The sequence below is a fragment of the Burkholderia anthina genome, from assembly GCF_902498995.1.
Taxonomy (GTDB): Bacteria; Pseudomonadota; Gammaproteobacteria; order Burkholderiales; family Burkholderiaceae; genus Burkholderia; species Burkholderia anthina.
Genome location: NZ_CABVLY010000019.1, coordinates 49,070 through 65,340 on the forward strand (window position 1 = coordinate 49,070; position 16,271 = coordinate 65,340).

Below are 16,271 nucleotides of genomic sequence, written 5' to 3' on the forward strand. Positions count from 1 at the left end.
GCCTGCCTCCATAAAAATCTACCCAGTCAGGAATAACGCATGAAGATTGCAGTGCTGCCCGGCGACGGCATCGGTCCGGAAATCGTCAACGAAGCGGTCAAGGTGCTGAACGCACTCGACGAAAAATTCGAGCTCGAGCAGGCGCCGGTCGGCGGCGCGGGCTACGAGGCGAGCGGTCATCCGCTGCCCGACGCGACGCTGAAGCTCGCAAAGGAAGCCGACGCGATCCTGTTCGGCGCGGTCGGCGACTGGAAGTACGACTCGCTCGAGCGCGCGCTGCGCCCCGAGCAGGCGATCCTCGGGCTGCGCAAGCACCTCGAGCTGTTCGCGAACTTCCGCCCGGCGATCTGCTATCCGCAGCTCGTCGATGCGTCGCCGCTGAAGCCGGAGCTCGTCGCGGGCCTCGACATCCTGATCGTGCGCGAATTGAACGGCGACATCTACTTTGGCCAGCCGCGCGGCGTGCGCGCAGCGCCGGACGGCCCGTTCGCCGGCGAGCGCGAAGGCTTCGACACGATGCGCTACTCGGAACCGGAAGTGCGCCGCATCGCGCACGTCGCGTTCCAGGCCGCGCAAAAACGCGCGAAGAAGCTGCTGTCGGTCGACAAGTCGAACGTGCTGGAGACGTCGCAGTTCTGGCGCGACGTTATGATCGACGTGTCGAAGGAATATGCGGACGTCGAGCTGTCGCACATGTACGTCGACAACGCGGCGATGCAGCTCGCGAAGGCGCCGAAGCAGTTCGACGTGATCGTGACCGGCAACATGTTCGGCGACATCCTGTCGGATGAAGCGTCGATGCTGACGGGTTCGATCGGCATGCTGCCGTCGGCGTCGCTCGACAAGAACAACAAGGGTCTGTACGAACCGTCGCACGGTTCGGCGCCGGACATCGCGGGCAAGGGCATCGCGAATCCGCTCGCGACGATCCTGTCGGCCGCGATGCTGCTGCGCTATTCGCTGAATCGCGCGGAGCAGGCCGATCGCATTGAGCGCGCGGTGAAAACGGTGCTCGAACAAGGCTATCGCACGGGCGACATCGCGACGCCGGGCTGCAAGCAGGTCGGCACGGCGGCGATGGGCGATGCCGTGGTCGCCGCGCTGTAACGCGTCGGCAGTGAATGTAGAAAGGGCGCGAACGGGCCGGAAAATCGGCCGGTTCGCGCACGGTTGACCGTTGTGCGGGCAACCGGCTTTGTGTAGACTCGAACGATGGCGCTGATTTCCCTGATCTCCCCGGTCTTGAAACTCCACGGCAACATTGCCCGTGCGGGTGCGCGCGCCATCGTCATCACGAAAACCATTACCACGAAAACGATCATTAAACGCTGATCGTCCGTCGTGCCCGCCTGTTTCCCCGCGCGGTCACGCCGGGGACGGAAATGGCGGGGAAGCTCCATTCAAAGGGTTAGTCATGAACGTAGGTCTCGTAGGTTGGCGCGGCATGGTCGGCAGCGTGCTGATGCAGCGCATGCAGGAAGAGGGCGATTTCGACCTGATCGAACCGGTGTTTTTCAGCACCAGCAACACGGGCGGCAAGGCGCCATCGTTCGCGAAAAACGAGACTACGCTCAAGGACGCGACCAACGTCGACGAGCTGAAGAAGTGCGACGTGATCATCACGTGCCAGGGCGGCGACTACACGAACGACGTGTTCCCGAAGCTGCGCGCGGCCGGCTGGAACGGCTACTGGATCGACGCGGCATCGTCGCTGCGGATGCAGGACGACGCGGTCATCATTCTCGATCCGGTCAACCTCGACGTGATCAAGGATGCGCTCGTCAAGGGCACGAAGAACTTCGTCGGCGGCAACTGCACGGTCAGCCTGATGCTGATGGCGCTCGGCGGCCTGTTCCGCGAGAACCTCGTCGACTGGATGACGGCGATGACGTATCAGGCCGCATCGGGCGCGGGCGCGCAGAACATGCGCGAACTGCTGTCGCAGATGGGCGCGCTGCACGGCGCGGTGCAGGAACAGCTCGCCGATCCGGCTTCCGCGATCCTCGACATCGACCGCCGCGTGCTCGCGACGATGAACAGCGACGCGATGCCGACGAGCCACTTCGGCGTGCCGCTTGCCGGCTCGCTGATTCCGTGGATCGACAAGGATCTCGGCAACGGGATGTCGAAGGAAGAGTGGAAGGGCGGCGCGGAAACCAACAAGATCCTCGGCAAGCCCGCGATGGGCGAGCCGGGCTCGATCCCCGTCGACGGCCTGTGCGTGCGGATCGGCGCGATGCGCTGCCACTCGCAGGCGCTGACGATCAAGCTGAAGAAGGACGTGCCGCTCGACGAGATCAACGGCATCCTCGCGTCGGCGAACGACTGGGTGAAGGTCGTGCCGAACGAGCGTGAAGCGTCGATGCGCGATCTGTCGCCGGCCAGGATCACCGGCACGCTGACGGTGCCGGTCGGCCGCCTGCGCAAGCTCGCGATGGGCGGCGAATACCTGTCGGCATTCACGGTCGGCGATCAACTGTTGTGGGGCGCGGCCGAGCCGCTGCGCCGCATGCTGCGCATCCTGCTCGACAAGTAAGTATCGGGCCGCACCGCGCGCCATCGGCGCGCGAAGCGATACGCCTGCCTGCCCTTTGCGGGGCGGCAGGCGTTTTTCGTTGGTGGCCCGCGTGCGCAGGGGCGGTATCGATCGGTGCCCCCGTTTTCGACAAGACCATTGCACGCGATTCGTGCGCCGGCGGCCCGCGTGGGCGCCGTTGCAACGATGCACGGCCACGGCCGGCCGCGCCCGCCGGCGACGAATTCGGCCCGAACCCGATCGTGTGAAGTAAACTACGCGGTTACGACGCGCAGAGTCGCCGAAAGCGTCGCGTTCTGCGCGACGCTTTTGCATTTCTGCGGCGACTTTGTTGACGCTTTCAAACGCGAATCCGAGCCGCGCCCGCGCGCGGCGATAGAGCCTACGATGTCCCGAATTTCCTTGTTTCCGCGTCAGTCTCGTCTGTCGCGCGCCGTGCGTGGCGCGCTGGCGATCCTGGCGCTCGGTGCGGCCGCATCGGCCTGGGCGGCCGGCACCGGCGAACTGCCGGCGTCCGGTGCCGGCGCCGCCGCGCCGCTCATCGTGACGGTCCAGCCCGGCCAGTCGTTGAACGACATCGCGAAAGCGGCCACGCAGTCGCACGATCCGGCCGTGCTCGCACGCGCCGGCCGCGCGCTGTTCGACGCGAATCCGCAGGCGTTCATGAAGCATGACGCGAGCCGCCTGAAGGTGGGCGCGACGCTGACGGTACCCGCGCTCGACGCGACGGGCGCGGTGCTCGCGCCGGCCGGTGCGTCCGCGGCAACGGCAGCCTCCGCTGCAGTCGCCGGGGCGAGCGACGCGGCAGCCGCGCAGCATGGCGCGTCCGCGTCGCATCCGGGCTCGGCCGTGCAAGCCGCGCCGAGCGCATCGGTCGCGCATGCTGCACCGGTGAGCGGTGCGAGCCCGGCAGCGGTAGCCGATGCATCGGCTTCGGTCGGTGCTTCCGCCGCGCATGGCGCGTCGACGGTCGAAACCGTTCAGCCGGCAGCACCCGTTGCCGGCGCAAGCGGGCCGCACGTCTGGAGCGGGACGATCCAGTCCGCACCGTCGTCGGCGAGCGAGACGGCCGCCCAGCCTGCACCGGGCGCTCCGAGCGAAGGCGCGCATGAACCGGCCGGCGCGGCGCCCGCCGCGGTCGCATCGCAGCCGCGGCCGTCGAGCCTGCAGCAACTGCTTGCGCTGAAAAATCGCGTGCTGATGGAACTGCAGAAACACGGGATCGGCAAGCCGGCCGCAACGAACGGCGCAGCCCCCGCGCCGGCGCCTGCCGTACCGCGCCCGGCCGCGAACGATGCCGGTGCGCCGGCCGCTGCATCGGCCGGCGCGGCGCCGGCGAGTGAAGCGGCGTCCGGCGTGGCCGCCAGTGCCGCGCAGCCGGCATCGGCGCCGGTGCAGCCGGCCGTGCCGGTAGCAAGCGCAGCGCCTGCGAGCGGTGGCGAGCAGGTGGACTGGCGTCCGGCCGCGGTGGCCGGCGCCGGTGTGGTCGTTCTCGCAGCCGGGTTCGCGTGGCGCCGGCGCCGGAAAATCCGGCTGGCGAACGCGATCGCGGCGGGTGCCGGTGATGCAGCGGCTGCCGATGCCGGCGTGTCGCCGTCCGTCGAGCCGCTGCCGCCGGCACTTCCCGAAACGCCGCTTGCCCGCGATGCAGCCACCGACGCGGGCCTCGTCGCGGCCGACGCGGTAGCCGCCGAGGCGTTCGAGGCGCGCGATGCCGACGTGTCGCCGCAGTCGGAAGTGGCGAAGCCGCATGATGATCGAGCGGAAGCGACTGCCACGCACGCCGAGCCTGAGCACGACTCGGCTGTGGTTCCGCACGACGTGAAACCTGGAGCGGAAGCGGTTGCCGATCCGTCCGACGCACGTCCGGCGAACGACGCGCAGCACGCCGCGCTGATGCAGAACGCGATCGCCGCGCTCAACAGTCTCGACATGCCGCTGCCGCCGCGTATTGCGGATGAGCCGGCCACGCGGGAAGGGCAGGTGGCAAGCGATCAAATTGCAACTAACGGTCAATCCGTGCCGCACCCGCCGGTTGGCGCGAACGATCCGTCTCCGGAACGCGCGTTCGGCCAGGACGACGACTTCGATTGGGATCCGGACGCGGCATCGCCTGCCCCCCACGCGGGCGGGGCGTCCACGTCGTCGTCGCTGCCGCCGCTCGGCGGCGCGCAGTTCGGCGCATTGAAGCTCGATTTCGATCTCGACCTGCCGTCCACGCCGGGCGCCGTATTGCCCGCGCTGACGCCTGACGAGCTCGCGCGCATCGCGCGCAACAAGCTCGACCTCGCGTCGGAGTACGTCGAGCTCGGCGACCTGTCCGGCGCGCGCACGCTGCTGCAGGAAGTGATTGCCGCGAACGACGCCGCGACGCGCGACGACGCGCGCGCGCTGCTCGCGAAGCTGGCGGACCAGGCGTGATGCGGATCGCGCTGGGGATTCAATACGACGGGGCAGCGTTCTGCGGCTGGCAGGCGCAGCCGCACGGCAAGACCGTGCAGGACGCGCTCGAACATGCGCTCGGCGAGTTCGCGTGCGTGCCGCTGCATACTACGGTCGCCGGGCGGACCGACACGGGCGTGCACGGGCTCGGGCAGGTCGTGCATTTCGACACCGAGCTCGATCGCGCGGAATTCTCATGGGTGCGCGGCACCAACGCGTTTCTGCCGCCGACCGTGTCCGTGCAGTGGGCGAAGGTGATGCCGGACACGTTCCACGCGCGTTTCTCGGCGTTCGAGCGCACCTATTACTACGCGCTGTATGTGCAGCCCGTGCGCTCGCCGATGCTGGCCGGCCGCGCGGGCTGGATCCACACGCCGCTCGACGACGATGCGATGCGCGCCGCCGCCGCACACCTGATCGGCGAGCACGACTTCTCGTCGTTCCGGTCGTCGGAATGCCAGTCGAAGACGCCGGTCAAACACCTGTACCGGATCGACGTGCGGCGCGCGGGCCACTTCATCCATTTCCGCTTCCGCGCGAACGCGTTCCTGCATCACATGGTGCGCAACCTGATGGGCTGCCTCGTCGCGGTCGGCCGCGGCCGCTACCCGGCGGACTGGGTTGCCGATGTGCTGGCCGGGCGCGACCGCTCGCTCGCCGCACCCACGTTCATGGCCGACGGGCTGTATCTCGCTCACGTCGGCTACCCGGCGGAATTCGCCGTCCCGCCCGCGCAGCTCGGCAGCGTGCCGTGGAGCAGTGTCTGGGCCGATCTGGACCCGCAATCATGACGGAGCACGCCGTGTCTTCTTCGACTTCCGCCGCGGCCGGCCTCGCGCCGCGCACGCGCATCAAGCTGTGCGGGCTGTCGCGCCCCGAGGACGTGCTGCACGCAGCCGCGCTCGGCGCCGACGCGATCGGCCTCGTGTTCTACCCGAAGAGCCCGCGCGCGGTATCGATCGCGCAGGCGGCCGAGCTCGCGAGCTTGGCGCCGCCGTTCGTATCGGTGGTCGGCCTGTTCGTGAACGCGACCGAAGCCGAGATCGAGGCCGTCGTGCGCGACGTGCCGCTGACGGTGCTGCAGTTCCACGGCGACGAAACGCCCGGGCAGTGCGACGCGCTCGGCCGCGCGGCCCGGCTGCCGTGGTTGCGTGCCGTGCGTGTCGGCCCCTCGACGCAGCCGGCCGATTTGGTAGAATCGGCTCTTCATTATTCGAAAGCGCGCGGCCTCCTGTTCGACACTCTCGTGCCGGACTACGGCGGTAGCGGCAAGGTCTTCGATTGGTCTCTTATTCCCGCAGAGCTCGCGCATCGGGCCGTTTTGAGTGGTGGCTTGAACGCGCAAAACGTCGGTGATGCGATCCGCCAGTTGCGTCCGTTTGCTGTCGATGTCTCCAGTGGCATCGAAGTGGAGGGCGCAAAGGGTGTGAAGGATCACGCCCGGATGGCGGCGTTCGTGCGCGCGGTGCGCGAAGCGGACGCCGGGTGATGCAAACGGTGCGGCCCCAAAAGCCGGGCGCACCGACCGATCGAGAGTGACACCATGTACAACCTTCCTGATGATCGCGGCCACTTCGGCCCGTATGGCGGCGTGTTCGTCGCCGAAACGCTCATTCACGCGCTGGACGAACTGCGCACCGCGTACGAGAAATTCCGGAACGACCCCGAATTCGTCGCCGAATACGAGCGCGAACTGAAGTATTTCGTCGGCCGTCCGTCGCCGATCTATCACGCGCAGCGCTGGAGCGAGACGCTCGGCGGCGCGCAGATCTACCTGAAGCGCGAGGACCTGAACCACACCGGCGCACACAAGATCAACAACGTGATCGGCCAGGCGCTGCTCGCGAAGCGCATGGGCAAGAAGCGCGTGATCGCCGAGACGGGCGCCGGCCAGCACGGCGTCGCGACCGCGACGATCTGCGCGCGCTTCGGGATGGAGTGCATCGTCTACATGGGTTCGGAAGACGTTCGCCGTCAGGCCGCGAACGTGTACCGGATGAAGCTGCTCGGCGCGACGGTCGTGCCGGTCGAATCGGGTTCGCGCACGCTGAAGGATGCGCTGAACGAAGCGATGCGCGACTGGGTCACGAACATCGAAAGCACGTTCTACATCATCGGCACGGTCGCGGGCCCGCATCCGTATCCGGCGATGGTGCGCGACTTCCAGCGCGTGATCGGCGACGAGTGCAAGGTGCAGATGCCCGAACTCGCCGGCCGGCAGCCGGACGCGGTGATCGCTTGCGTCGGCGGCGGTTCGAACGCGATGGGCATCTTCTATCCGTACATCGACGACACATCGGTGCAGCTGATCGGCGTCGAAGCAGCCGGCGACGGCCTCGATACGGGCCGTCACGCGGCGTCGCTGATCGCCGGCAGCCCCGGCGTGCTGCACGGCAACCGCACCTACCTGCTGCAGGACGACAACGGCCAGATCATCGAGACGCATTCGGTGTCGGCGGGCCTCGACTATCCGGGCGTCGGCCCCGAGCACGCCTGGCTGAAGGACAGCGGCCGCGCGCAGTACGTGCCGATCACCGACGACGAAGCGTTGAAGGCGTTCCACGACTGCTGCCGGATCGAGGGGATCATTCCCGCGCTCGAGTCGAGCCACGCGATCGCGTATGGCGTGAAGCTCGCCCCGACGTTGCCGAAGGACAAGATCCTGCTCGTCAACCTGTCGGGCCGCGGCGACAAGGACATGCACACGGTCGCCGAGCGATCGGGCCTCGCGCTCTGACCCCCGCCGATGCGTGACTTGATCGAACAGCCGGGCGGCGGCGCCGCGAGCGAAGCGGAGGCGGGGCAGCCCGTCGTCGCCGTGCCGCGCGCGCTGCCGTCCGGGATCGAACTGCATAACCGCGATTTCATGACCGAAGCCGCGCGCCTGCCGGATGCGTCGATCGACCTGATCGTCGCCGATCCGCCATACGGGCTCGGCAAGGACTACGGCAACGACTCGGACAAGCGTTCGGGCGACGATTTCCTCGCGTGGACGCGCGAGTGGCTCGAACTCGCGATTCCGAAGCTCAAGCCGAGCGGGTCGATGTACATCTTCTGCACGTGGCAGTACGCGCCGGAAATCTTCAGCTTCCTGAAGACGAAGCTCACGATGGTCAACGAGATCATCTGGGACCGGCGCGTACCGAGCATGGGCGGCACGACGCGCCGTTTCACGTCGGTGCACGACAACATCGGCTTTTTCGCGGTTTCCAAAGCGTATTACTTCGATCTCGATCCGGTCCGCATCCCGTACGACGCCGACACGAAGAAGGCCCGCTCGCGCAAGCTGTTCGAAGGCAGCAAGTGGCTGGAGATGGGCTACAACCCGAAGGACGTCTGGTCGGTCTCGCGCCTGCATCGGCAGCACGCGGAGCGCGTCGATCATCCGACCCAGAAGCCGCTGGAAATCATCGAGCGGATGGTGCTCGCAAGCTGCCCGCCGGGCGGCCGCGTGCTCGATCCGTTCATGGGCAGCGGCACGACCGCGGTGGCCTGCGCACGGCAGGGGCGCGACTTCGTCGGCTACGAGATCAACGAAAGTTATTGCGCGATCGCGCACGAGCGCGTGAACGCGCTCGCCGCGCAGGCGTGCGCGTGAGTCGCGCCGCCGCAGTGCCGATCGCTGCTTTGCATTGGGACCGGAGTAAGCGCTAAAGCGCTCACTCCGGTCGACAAAGGAAAATTGCCATGAATCGTATCCAGCAGACCTTCGCCGCACTCGCCGAACAAGGCCGCAAGGGCCTGATCCCGTTCATCACGGCCGGCGATCCCGATCCCGCGAAGACCGTCGAATTCATGCACGCGCTCGCCGAAGGCGGCGCCGACGTGATCGAGCTCGGCGTGCCGTTCTCGGACCCGATGGCCGACGGCCCGGTGATCCAGCGCTCGTCGGAACGCGCGCTCGCGCGCGGCGTCACGCTCAAGAGCGTGCTCGCCGACGTGAAGCGCTTTCGCGAGACCGACCCGAAAACCCCCGTCGTGCTGATGGGCTATGCGAACCCGATCGAACGGATGGGGGTCGATACGTTCGCTGCCGAAGCCCAGGCGGCCGGCGTCGACGGCGTGCTCGTCGTCGACTATCCGCCGGAAGAAGCGGGCGTGTTCGCCGAGAAAATGCGCGCCGCGCAGATCGATCCGATCTTCCTGCTCGCGCCGACGTCGACCGACGAACGCATCGCCGACGTGGGCAAGATCGCGAGCGGCTACGTGTATTACGTGTCGCTCAAGGGCGTGACCGGCGCCGGAAATCTGGATGTTTCGAGCATTGCGGGTAAAATCCCGGCCATCAAGTCGCGCGTGCCGGTTCCGGTGGGCGTCGGCTTCGGCATTCGCGACGCCGAAACGGCGCGCGCGGTGGCCGAAGTGTCGGACGCCGTCGTGATCGGCAGCCGTCTGGTGCAATTGCTCGAGAGCGCCGCACCGGAAGGCGCTGCCGCCGAGCTGAAGACGTTCATCGCCGAGCTGCGCGCCGCTTTGGACGGCGCCGGCAAGACGGCGCGATAAACACAACACAGGAAGCGGGAACGGGCCGGCTGGCCCGCCCCGCCACGGAACAGGAAACCATACGATGAGCTGGCTCGACAAACTGTTGCCGCCGAAGATCAAGCAGACCGACCCGAAAAGCCGCAAGGGCATTCCGGAAGGGCTGTGGGTCAAGTGCCCGTCCTGCGAGGCCGTGCTGTACCGCAATGACGTGGACGCGAACCTGCACGTATGCCCGAAGTGCGATCACCACATGCGCATCGGCGCACGCGAACGCCTCGACGGGCTGCTCGATCCGGAAGGTCGCTATGAAATCGGCCAGGAAATCGTGCCGGTCGACTCGCTGAAGTTCAAGGACAGCCGCAAGTACCCCGATCGTCTGAAGGAAGCAATGGACGAGACGGGCGAGACCGACGCGATGGTCGTGATGGGCGGCGCGATCCACACGCTGCCCGTCGTCGCGGCCTGCTTCGAGTTCTCGTTCATGGGCGGCTCGATGGGCTCGGTCGTCGGCGAGCGCTTCGCGCGCGGCGCGCAGAACGCACTGGAACAGCACGTGCCGTTCATCTGCTTCACGGCATCGGGCGGTGCGCGGATGCAGGAAAGCCTGCTGTCGCTGATGCAGATGGCCAAGACCACCGCGATGCTGACCAAGCTGGCCGAAGCCAAGCTGCCGTTCATCTCGGTGCTGACCGACCCGACGATGGGCGGCGTGTCGGCGAGCTTCGCGTTCCTCGGCGACGTCGTGATCGCCGAGCCGAAGGCGCTGATCGGCTTTGCCGGCCCGCGCGTGATCGAGCAGACGGTGCGCGAGAAGCTGCCGGAAGGCTTCCAGCGCGCGGAATTCCTGCTGAAGACGGGCGCGATCGACATGATCGTCGACCGACGCAAGATGCGCGACGAGATCGCGCAACTGCTCGCGCTGCTGCAGCGTCAGCCGGCCGACGCGCTGGCCTGATTGGCGCGGCGTTGTGAACTGCGCGCGTCGCCCGGCTGAACCGCCGGGCGGCGCGTTTCGTTTTTTGGCGTAGTGGCGGTACTGATTCAGATTTGATCCGATGAGCACTTTTCCCACTCTCGACGCGTGGCTTTCGCATCTCGAACGCGCGCACCCGGTCGGCATCGACATGGGCCTGACCCGCATCGGGCAGGTCAAGGCGGCGCTGCCGCTCGACTTCGCGTGCCCCGTGATCACGGTCGGCGGCACGAACGGCAAAGGCTCGACCTGCGCGTTTCTCGAGGCGATTCTCGTTCATGCGGGCTACAAGGTCGGCTGCCACACGTCGCCGCACCTGCTCGAATTCGGTGAGCGTGCACGCGTGAACGGGCAGCAGGTCAGCGACGCCGAACTGCTGCCGCACTTCGAAGCCGTCGAAGCCGCACGCACGTCGCTGCCGGAGCCGGTGTCGCTCACGTACTTCGAATTCACGACGCTCGCGATCCTGCACCTGTTCGCGTCGCGCGGCCTCGATGCGGTGATTCTCGAAGTCGGCCTCGGCGGCCGGCTCGACGCGGTCAACATCATCGACACCGATTGCGCGATCGTCACGAGCATCGACATCGATCACACCGAATACCTCGGCGACACGCGCGAGAAGATCGCGTTCGAGAAGGCGGGGATCTTCCGTTCGGGCAAGCCGGCGATCTGCGGCGATCCCGCGGCGCCGCAGACGCTGATCGATCATGCTGGCGCGATCGGCGCCGACCTGTGGCTGGTCGGCCGCGACTTCCGCTACGAGGCGCAGCCGGGTGCGGAACGTCAGCAGTGGAGCTACCTCGGCCGCGACAAGCGCTATCCGGCGCTTGCGTACCCGGCGCTGCGCGGCGCGAACCAGCTGATCAATGCGTCGGCCGCGCTGGCCGCGCTCGAGGCGCTGCGCCCGGTGCTGCCGGTGTCCGCGCAGGACATCCGGCTCGGCCTCGCGAACGTCGAGCTGCCGGGGCGCTTCCAGGTGCTGCCCGGCAAGCCGGCGATCGTGCTGGACGTCGCGCACAACCCGCATGCGGCGGCCGTGCTCGAGCAGAACCTCGGCAACATGGGCTTCTTCCCGTACACGTACGCAGTGTTCGGCGCGATGCACGACAAGGACATCGACGGCGTGCTGCGCCATCTGAAGGGCGAGATCGACCACTGGTGCGTGACCGACCTGCCGCTGCCGCGCGCGGCGAGTGCGGAGCAGCTCGAAGCCGCGCTGCGCAAGGCTGGCGTGGAAGAGGGGGCCGATTCGAGCGTCACGCGTTTCGCGTCGCCGGCCGAAGCGTTTCGCGATGCACTAAAAAGAGCATCCGAGAATGATAGAATCGTGGTTTTCGGCAGTTTCCATACGGTGGCAGGTGTGATGGCCTACCGGAAATCGCAGCATCACTGACTGACGGGCAGTTTCGGACTCAGCCATTCATGGGAATTTTCTCGTTCGGCAAGAAAGACGACGACGCGCCCACCCGGCGCGGCGGTCGTACCGGGGCCTCCCGGAACGTGCGCACGGAGCGCACTGAACGCGTCGAGCGACGCACGCGCCGTACGGAGCGTCCGGAGTCGGATGCTCTGCTCCTCGATCCGACCCTTCCAGAAAAGCAACGCGCACGCCGTCGCCTCGTCGGTGCGATCGCGCTCGTCGTCGCAGCTGTGATCGTGCTGCCGATGGTGCTCGATTCGCACCCGAAGCCGGTGACGGACGACATCGCGATCGATATCCCGAACCGGCCCGCGCATCAGGCGGCCGCGGCGGGCGATGACGATGCGTCCGACGTGCAGGCGGGTGTCGCGCACGACGAACCGCCGGCATCCGACGCTGCCGCCGTGGCGGCCGCTCCCGCGCCTGCCGCGAAGGAGACGGCCAAGCCGGCTGCGAAGCCCGACGCGTCGACCACCACCACCACGGCCAGCGTGACGCCGCCGAAGCCTGCCGCGAAGCCGGCCGCCCCCGCGGCGAAACCGGTCGCGCCGAAGCCGGCGCCCGCGGCCGTCGCGAACGCCGACACCGATGCCGCGGCCGACAGCGGCGACGCATCGTCGCCGGCGTCGCCGGCCGGCGCACGCTTCGCGGTGCAGCTCGGGTCGTTCAAGGACGACGCAACGGCCCGCTCGTGGGCGACCAAGTTGAAATCGGCGGGCGTGCCCGCATATGTCGAACATCGCAAGCAGGCCGACGGCAGCACGGCTACACTGCTGCGTGCCGGCCCGTTCGCGGATCGTGCGGCGGCATCGGCCGCGATCGCGAAGGTGCGCGAAGCCGGACTGACGCAGTAACGTGCGATGCTGACGGCTTTCGACTACGCTGTATTGGCGGTGATCGCGTTGTCTGCGCTGCGTGGTGCGTGGCGCGGCTTCGTCTCCGAGATTTTCGGGCTGATCGGCTGGATCGCGGCGATCGTGATCGCGGGCCGTTATGTCGGACTCGTCGTGCCGTATATTCCGGCGAACTGGCCGGGCGGCGCGCTGACGCAGTGGGTGATCGCGTTCGCGCTGATCGTGATCGGCGTGGTGTTCGTCGCAGGGGTCGCGAACGCGCTGTTGTCGCGCATCGCGCAGGCGACGGGCCTCGGCGGTGTCGACCGCTCGCTGGGCATGATGTTCGGGCTCGTCCGCGGCTGCGTGCTGGTGGTGCTGCTGGTCGCGGCGGCCGGGCTGACCGACTTGCCCAAACAGGATTTCTGGCGCAATGCGCTATTGCGTCCTATCGCCGAACAGGGCGTGCACGAGCTGAAGCAGCTCCTGCCCGACGGCATGGCCCAGTACATACGCGTGTGACGACGCGGCCGGGCAGGACGGAACCGATTTTGTCATCTTGAAGGACATGCCATGTGCGGCATCGTAGGTGTTATTTCCCAATCCCCGGTCAATCAGCTGATCTATGACAGCCTGCTGCTGCTGCAGCATCGCGGTCAGGACGCAGCCGGCATCGCGACGGCGGATGGCAGCAATTTCCACATGTACAAGGCGAACGGGATGGTGCGCGACGTGTTCCGCACGCGCAACATGCGCAGCCTGCCCGGCACCTTCGGCATCGGCCAGGTCCGCTATCCGACGGCCGGCTCGGCATCGAGCGAAGCCGAGGCGCAGCCGTTCTACGTGAACGCGCCGTTCGGGATCATCCTCGCGCACAACGGCAACCTGACGAACTGGGAACAACTGAAGGACGAGATGTTCCGGATCGATCGCCGGCACATCAACACCAATTCCGACAGCGAAGTGCTGCTCAACGTGTTCGCGCACGAGCTGCAACTGTCGACGACGGGCCTCGAGCTCGATCCGGCCGCGGTGTTCAAGGCGGTCTCCGGCGTGCACCGCCGCCTGCAGGGTTCGTATGCGATCGTGTCGCTGATCGCCGGCTACGGCCTGCTCGCGTTCCGCGATCCGTTCGGCATCCGTCCGCTCTGCCTCGGCAAGCTCGAAACCGAACACGGCACCGAATGGATGGTCGCGTCGGAGTCGGTGGCGGTCGAGGGCATCGGCTTCGAATTCGTGCGCGACGTGCAGCCGGGCGAAGCGATCTTCATCGACAAGGCCGGCAACTTCCACAGCCAGCAGTGCGCGGAGCAGCCCACGCTCAATCCGTGCATGTTCGAATACGTGTATCTCGCCCGTCCGGATTCGTGCCTCGACGGCGTGCCGGTCTACAACGTGCGCCTGCGCATGGGCGACTACCTCGCCGAGAAGATCAAGCGCGAGCTGCCGAACGTGCCGATCGACGTCGTGATGCCGATCCCCGATTCGTCGCGTCCGGCCGCGATGCAGGTTGCCGCGAAGCTCGGCGTCGAGTATCGCGAAGGCTTCTTCAAGAACCGCTACGTCGGCCGCACCTTCATCATGCCGGGCCAGGCCGTGCGCAAGAAGTCGGTGCGCCAGAAGCTCAATGCGATGAGCATCGAGTTCAAGGACAAGCACGTGCTGATCGTCGACGACTCGATCGTGCGCGGCACGACTTCGCACGAGATCGTGCAGATGGCGCGCGATGCGGGCGCGAAGTCGGTGATCTTCGCGTCGGCGGCGCCGCCCGTGAAGTTCCCGAACGTGTACGGCATCGACATGCCGACGCGCGGCGAGCTGGTCGCACACGGTCGCACCGACGAAGAAGTCGCGAAGATCATCGGCGCCGACCACCTGATCTATCAGGACGTCGACGATCTGCGCCGCGCGGTGCGCGACATCAACCCGAAGCTCGAGCACTTCGAGGCGTCGTGCTTCGACGGCAACTACATCACCGGCGCGGTGACGCCCGAGTACCTCGATGCGATCGAGCGCGCACGCCTCGCACCGGCGTCGCAGGCCGATCGCGACGCGGCCAGCGACACCGCGGTGTCGCAGATGAACCTGCAGCTGTCGGTCGAGTGATGCCGACGCACGCTTCGAATGAAGCGTGATAGGATGTGGCCTTGCGTCGATTTGATTCAGCTTGCGGACGCGGGGCGACTTCCCAAAACAGCTAAAGCGAAGGCCGGCGGCAGCCGGCCCGAGTCGATCGCTGTCGTACCGCACCGAAGCCCGCTGATGCCGACGCATAGCGGGCTTTTTGTTTTGGCCTGGTTTTTGGCTGGGCTCGCGCGTCATGCATGACCTTCGGCGCGACCCTCGAATACGGAAAACGGAACATGGACGACTCCCTCAATTTCGACACGCTCGCCGTGCGCGCGGGCACGCTGCGTAGCAGCGACTTCAACGAGCACTCGGAAGCGCTGTTCCTCACGTCGAGCTTCTGCTTTACAAGCGCGGCCGAGGCCGCCGAGCGCTTCGCGAATTCGGAAGACTATTTCACCTATTCGCGCTTCACGAACCCGACGGTCACCATGTTCCAGGATCGTCTCGCCGCGCTCGAAGGCGGGGAAGCCTGCATCGCGACGGCGTCAGGCATGGCCGCGATCATGTCGGTCGTGATGTCCGCCCTGCAGGCGGGCGATCACCTCGTCAGCTCGCGCAGCCTGTTCGGCTCGACGCTCGGGATGTTCTCGCAGATCTTCAGCAAGTTCGGGATCACGACGACCTTCGTCGACCCGACCGACCTGAACGCCTGGCAGGAAGCCGTGCGGCCGGAAACGAAGATGTTCTTCCTGGAAACGCCGTCGAACCCGCTGACCGAGCTCGCGGACATCGAGGCGATCGGCAAGATCGCGAAGGCCGCGAACGCGCTGTTCGTCGTCGACAACTGTTTCTGCAGCCCGGTGCTGCAGCAGCCGCTGAAACTCGGCGCGGACGTCGTGATGCACTCGGCGACCAAGTTCCTCGACGGGCAGGGCCGCGTGCTCGGCGGCGCGCTGGTGGGTTCGAAGGAATTCATCATGGGCAAGGTGTTCCCGTTCGTGCGCAGCGCGGGCCCGACGCTGTCGGCGTTCAACGCGTGGGTGCTGCTGAAGGGGATGGAGACGCTGTCGCTGCGCGTCGAGAAGCAGTCGGCGAATGCGCTGGAAATCGCGCGCTGGCTCGATTCGCATCCGGCCGTTGCGCGGGTGTTCTATCCGGGGCTCGCATCGCATCCGCAGCATGAACTCGCGAAGCGCCAGCAGAAGGCGGGCGGCGCGATCGTGTCGTTCGAGCTGAAAGGCGACACGCCGGAGCAGCAGCGCGCGAACGCCTGGCGCGTGATCGACGGCACGAAGCTGATCTCGATCACCGGCAACCTCGGCGACACGCGCACGACGATCACGCATCCGGCCACGACGACGCATGCGCGCATCACGCCGGAAGCGCGTGCGGCCGCCGGCATCAGCGAAGGGTTGATCCGCCTCGCGGTCGGCCTGGAGAACGCCGGCGACCTGCGCAACGATCTCGCGCGCGGTCTCGAAGGCTGAGCGTAGCGGCCGGTTTCACGGCTGC

At 67.1% G+C, this 16,271-nt stretch carries 15 protein-coding genes; all 15 read left to right on the plus strand.

Going from position 1 to position 16,271, the window contains the following annotated elements; translation table 11 throughout:
- Positions 1-39 precede the first annotated feature (39 nt).
- Positions 40-1,107 (plus strand): 3-isopropylmalate dehydrogenase, encoded by a 1,068-nt coding sequence (leuB, locus tag BME24068_RS22850; protein WP_174927464.1) that lies wholly within the window; start codon positions 40-42, stop codon positions 1,105-1,107.
- A gap of 105 nt (positions 1,108-1,212) precedes the next feature.
- Positions 1,213-1,332 carry a hypothetical protein gene (locus BME24068_RS35105; protein WP_047901343.1) on the plus strand — a complete coding sequence of 40 codons (120 nt, stop codon included), beginning with the start codon at positions 1,213-1,215 and terminating at the stop codon, positions 1,330-1,332.
- A gap of 82 nt (positions 1,333-1,414) precedes the next feature.
- Positions 1,415-2,536 carry an aspartate-semialdehyde dehydrogenase gene (gene asd, locus BME24068_RS22860; RefSeq protein WP_096503945.1) on the plus strand — a complete coding sequence of 374 codons (1,122 nt, stop codon included), beginning with the start codon at positions 1,415-1,417 and terminating at the stop codon, positions 2,534-2,536.
- A 387-nt stretch (positions 2,537-2,923) separates the two neighbouring features.
- The gene (locus BME24068_RS22865) at positions 2,924-4,957 is read left to right on the plus strand and encodes a FimV/HubP family polar landmark protein (RefSeq protein WP_174927465.1); all 2,034 of its coding nucleotides are present in this window, start codon (positions 2,924-2,926) and stop codon (positions 4,955-4,957) included.
- The gene (gene truA, locus BME24068_RS22870) at positions 4,957-5,769 is read left to right on the plus strand and encodes a tRNA pseudouridine(38-40) synthase TruA (protein ID WP_162826172.1); all 813 of its coding nucleotides are present in this window, start codon (positions 4,957-4,959) and stop codon (positions 5,767-5,769) included. The genes BME24068_RS22865 and truA overlap by 1 nt, the downstream gene beginning before the upstream one ends.
- Entirely contained in the window at positions 5,766-6,467 is a 702-nt protein-coding gene (locus tag BME24068_RS22875; RefSeq protein ID WP_096503939.1) for a phosphoribosylanthranilate isomerase, read from the plus strand. The genes truA and BME24068_RS22875 overlap by 4 nt, the downstream gene beginning before the upstream one ends.
- Before the next feature lie 54 nt (positions 6,468-6,521).
- On the plus strand, positions 6,522-7,715 hold the full coding sequence (gene trpB / locus BME24068_RS22880) for a tryptophan synthase subunit beta (RefSeq protein WP_174927466.1): 1,194 nt from the start codon (positions 6,522-6,524) through the stop codon (positions 7,713-7,715).
- A gap of 9 nt (positions 7,716-7,724) precedes the next feature.
- Entirely contained in the window at positions 7,725-8,576 is an 852-nt protein-coding gene (locus BME24068_RS22885) for a DNA-methyltransferase (protein WP_174927467.1), read from the plus strand.
- Between the two features lie 89 nt (positions 8,577-8,665).
- Positions 8,666-9,481 carry a tryptophan synthase subunit alpha gene (gene trpA / locus BME24068_RS22890; RefSeq protein WP_096503933.1) on the plus strand — a complete coding sequence of 272 codons (816 nt, stop codon included), beginning with the start codon at positions 8,666-8,668 and terminating at the stop codon, positions 9,479-9,481.
- A gap of 64 nt (positions 9,482-9,545) precedes the next feature.
- Complete coding sequence (accD, locus tag BME24068_RS22895) at positions 9,546-10,418, plus strand: acetyl-CoA carboxylase, carboxyltransferase subunit beta (RefSeq protein WP_009691548.1); 873 nt, start codon at positions 9,546-9,548, stop codon at positions 10,416-10,418.
- 100 nt (positions 10,419-10,518) lie between these two features.
- Positions 10,519-11,829 (plus strand): bifunctional tetrahydrofolate synthase/dihydrofolate synthase, encoded by a 1,311-nt coding sequence (gene folC / locus BME24068_RS22900; RefSeq protein WP_096503931.1) that lies wholly within the window; start codon positions 10,519-10,521, stop codon positions 11,827-11,829.
- Positions 11,830-11,858: 29 nt separating this feature from the next.
- On the plus strand, positions 11,859-12,710 hold the full coding sequence (locus BME24068_RS22905) for an SPOR domain-containing protein (RefSeq protein WP_174927468.1): 852 nt from the start codon (positions 11,859-11,861) through the stop codon (positions 12,708-12,710).
- Positions 12,711-12,716: 6 nt separating this feature from the next.
- Positions 12,717-13,211: a CvpA family protein gene (locus BME24068_RS22910; RefSeq protein ID WP_096503927.1), complete on the plus strand. Its 495-nt coding sequence runs from the start codon at positions 12,717-12,719 to the stop codon at positions 13,209-13,211.
- Positions 13,212-13,262: 51 nt separating this feature from the next.
- The gene (gene purF, locus BME24068_RS22915) at positions 13,263-14,795 is read left to right on the plus strand and encodes an amidophosphoribosyltransferase (RefSeq protein ID WP_096503925.1); all 1,533 of its coding nucleotides are present in this window, start codon (positions 13,263-13,265) and stop codon (positions 14,793-14,795) included.
- Positions 14,796-15,052: 257 nt separating this feature from the next.
- Positions 15,053-16,246 (plus strand): O-succinylhomoserine sulfhydrylase, encoded by a 1,194-nt coding sequence (locus tag BME24068_RS22920; protein WP_096503923.1) that lies wholly within the window; start codon positions 15,053-15,055, stop codon positions 16,244-16,246.
- The last annotated feature ends 25 nt before the right edge of the window (positions 16,247-16,271 follow it).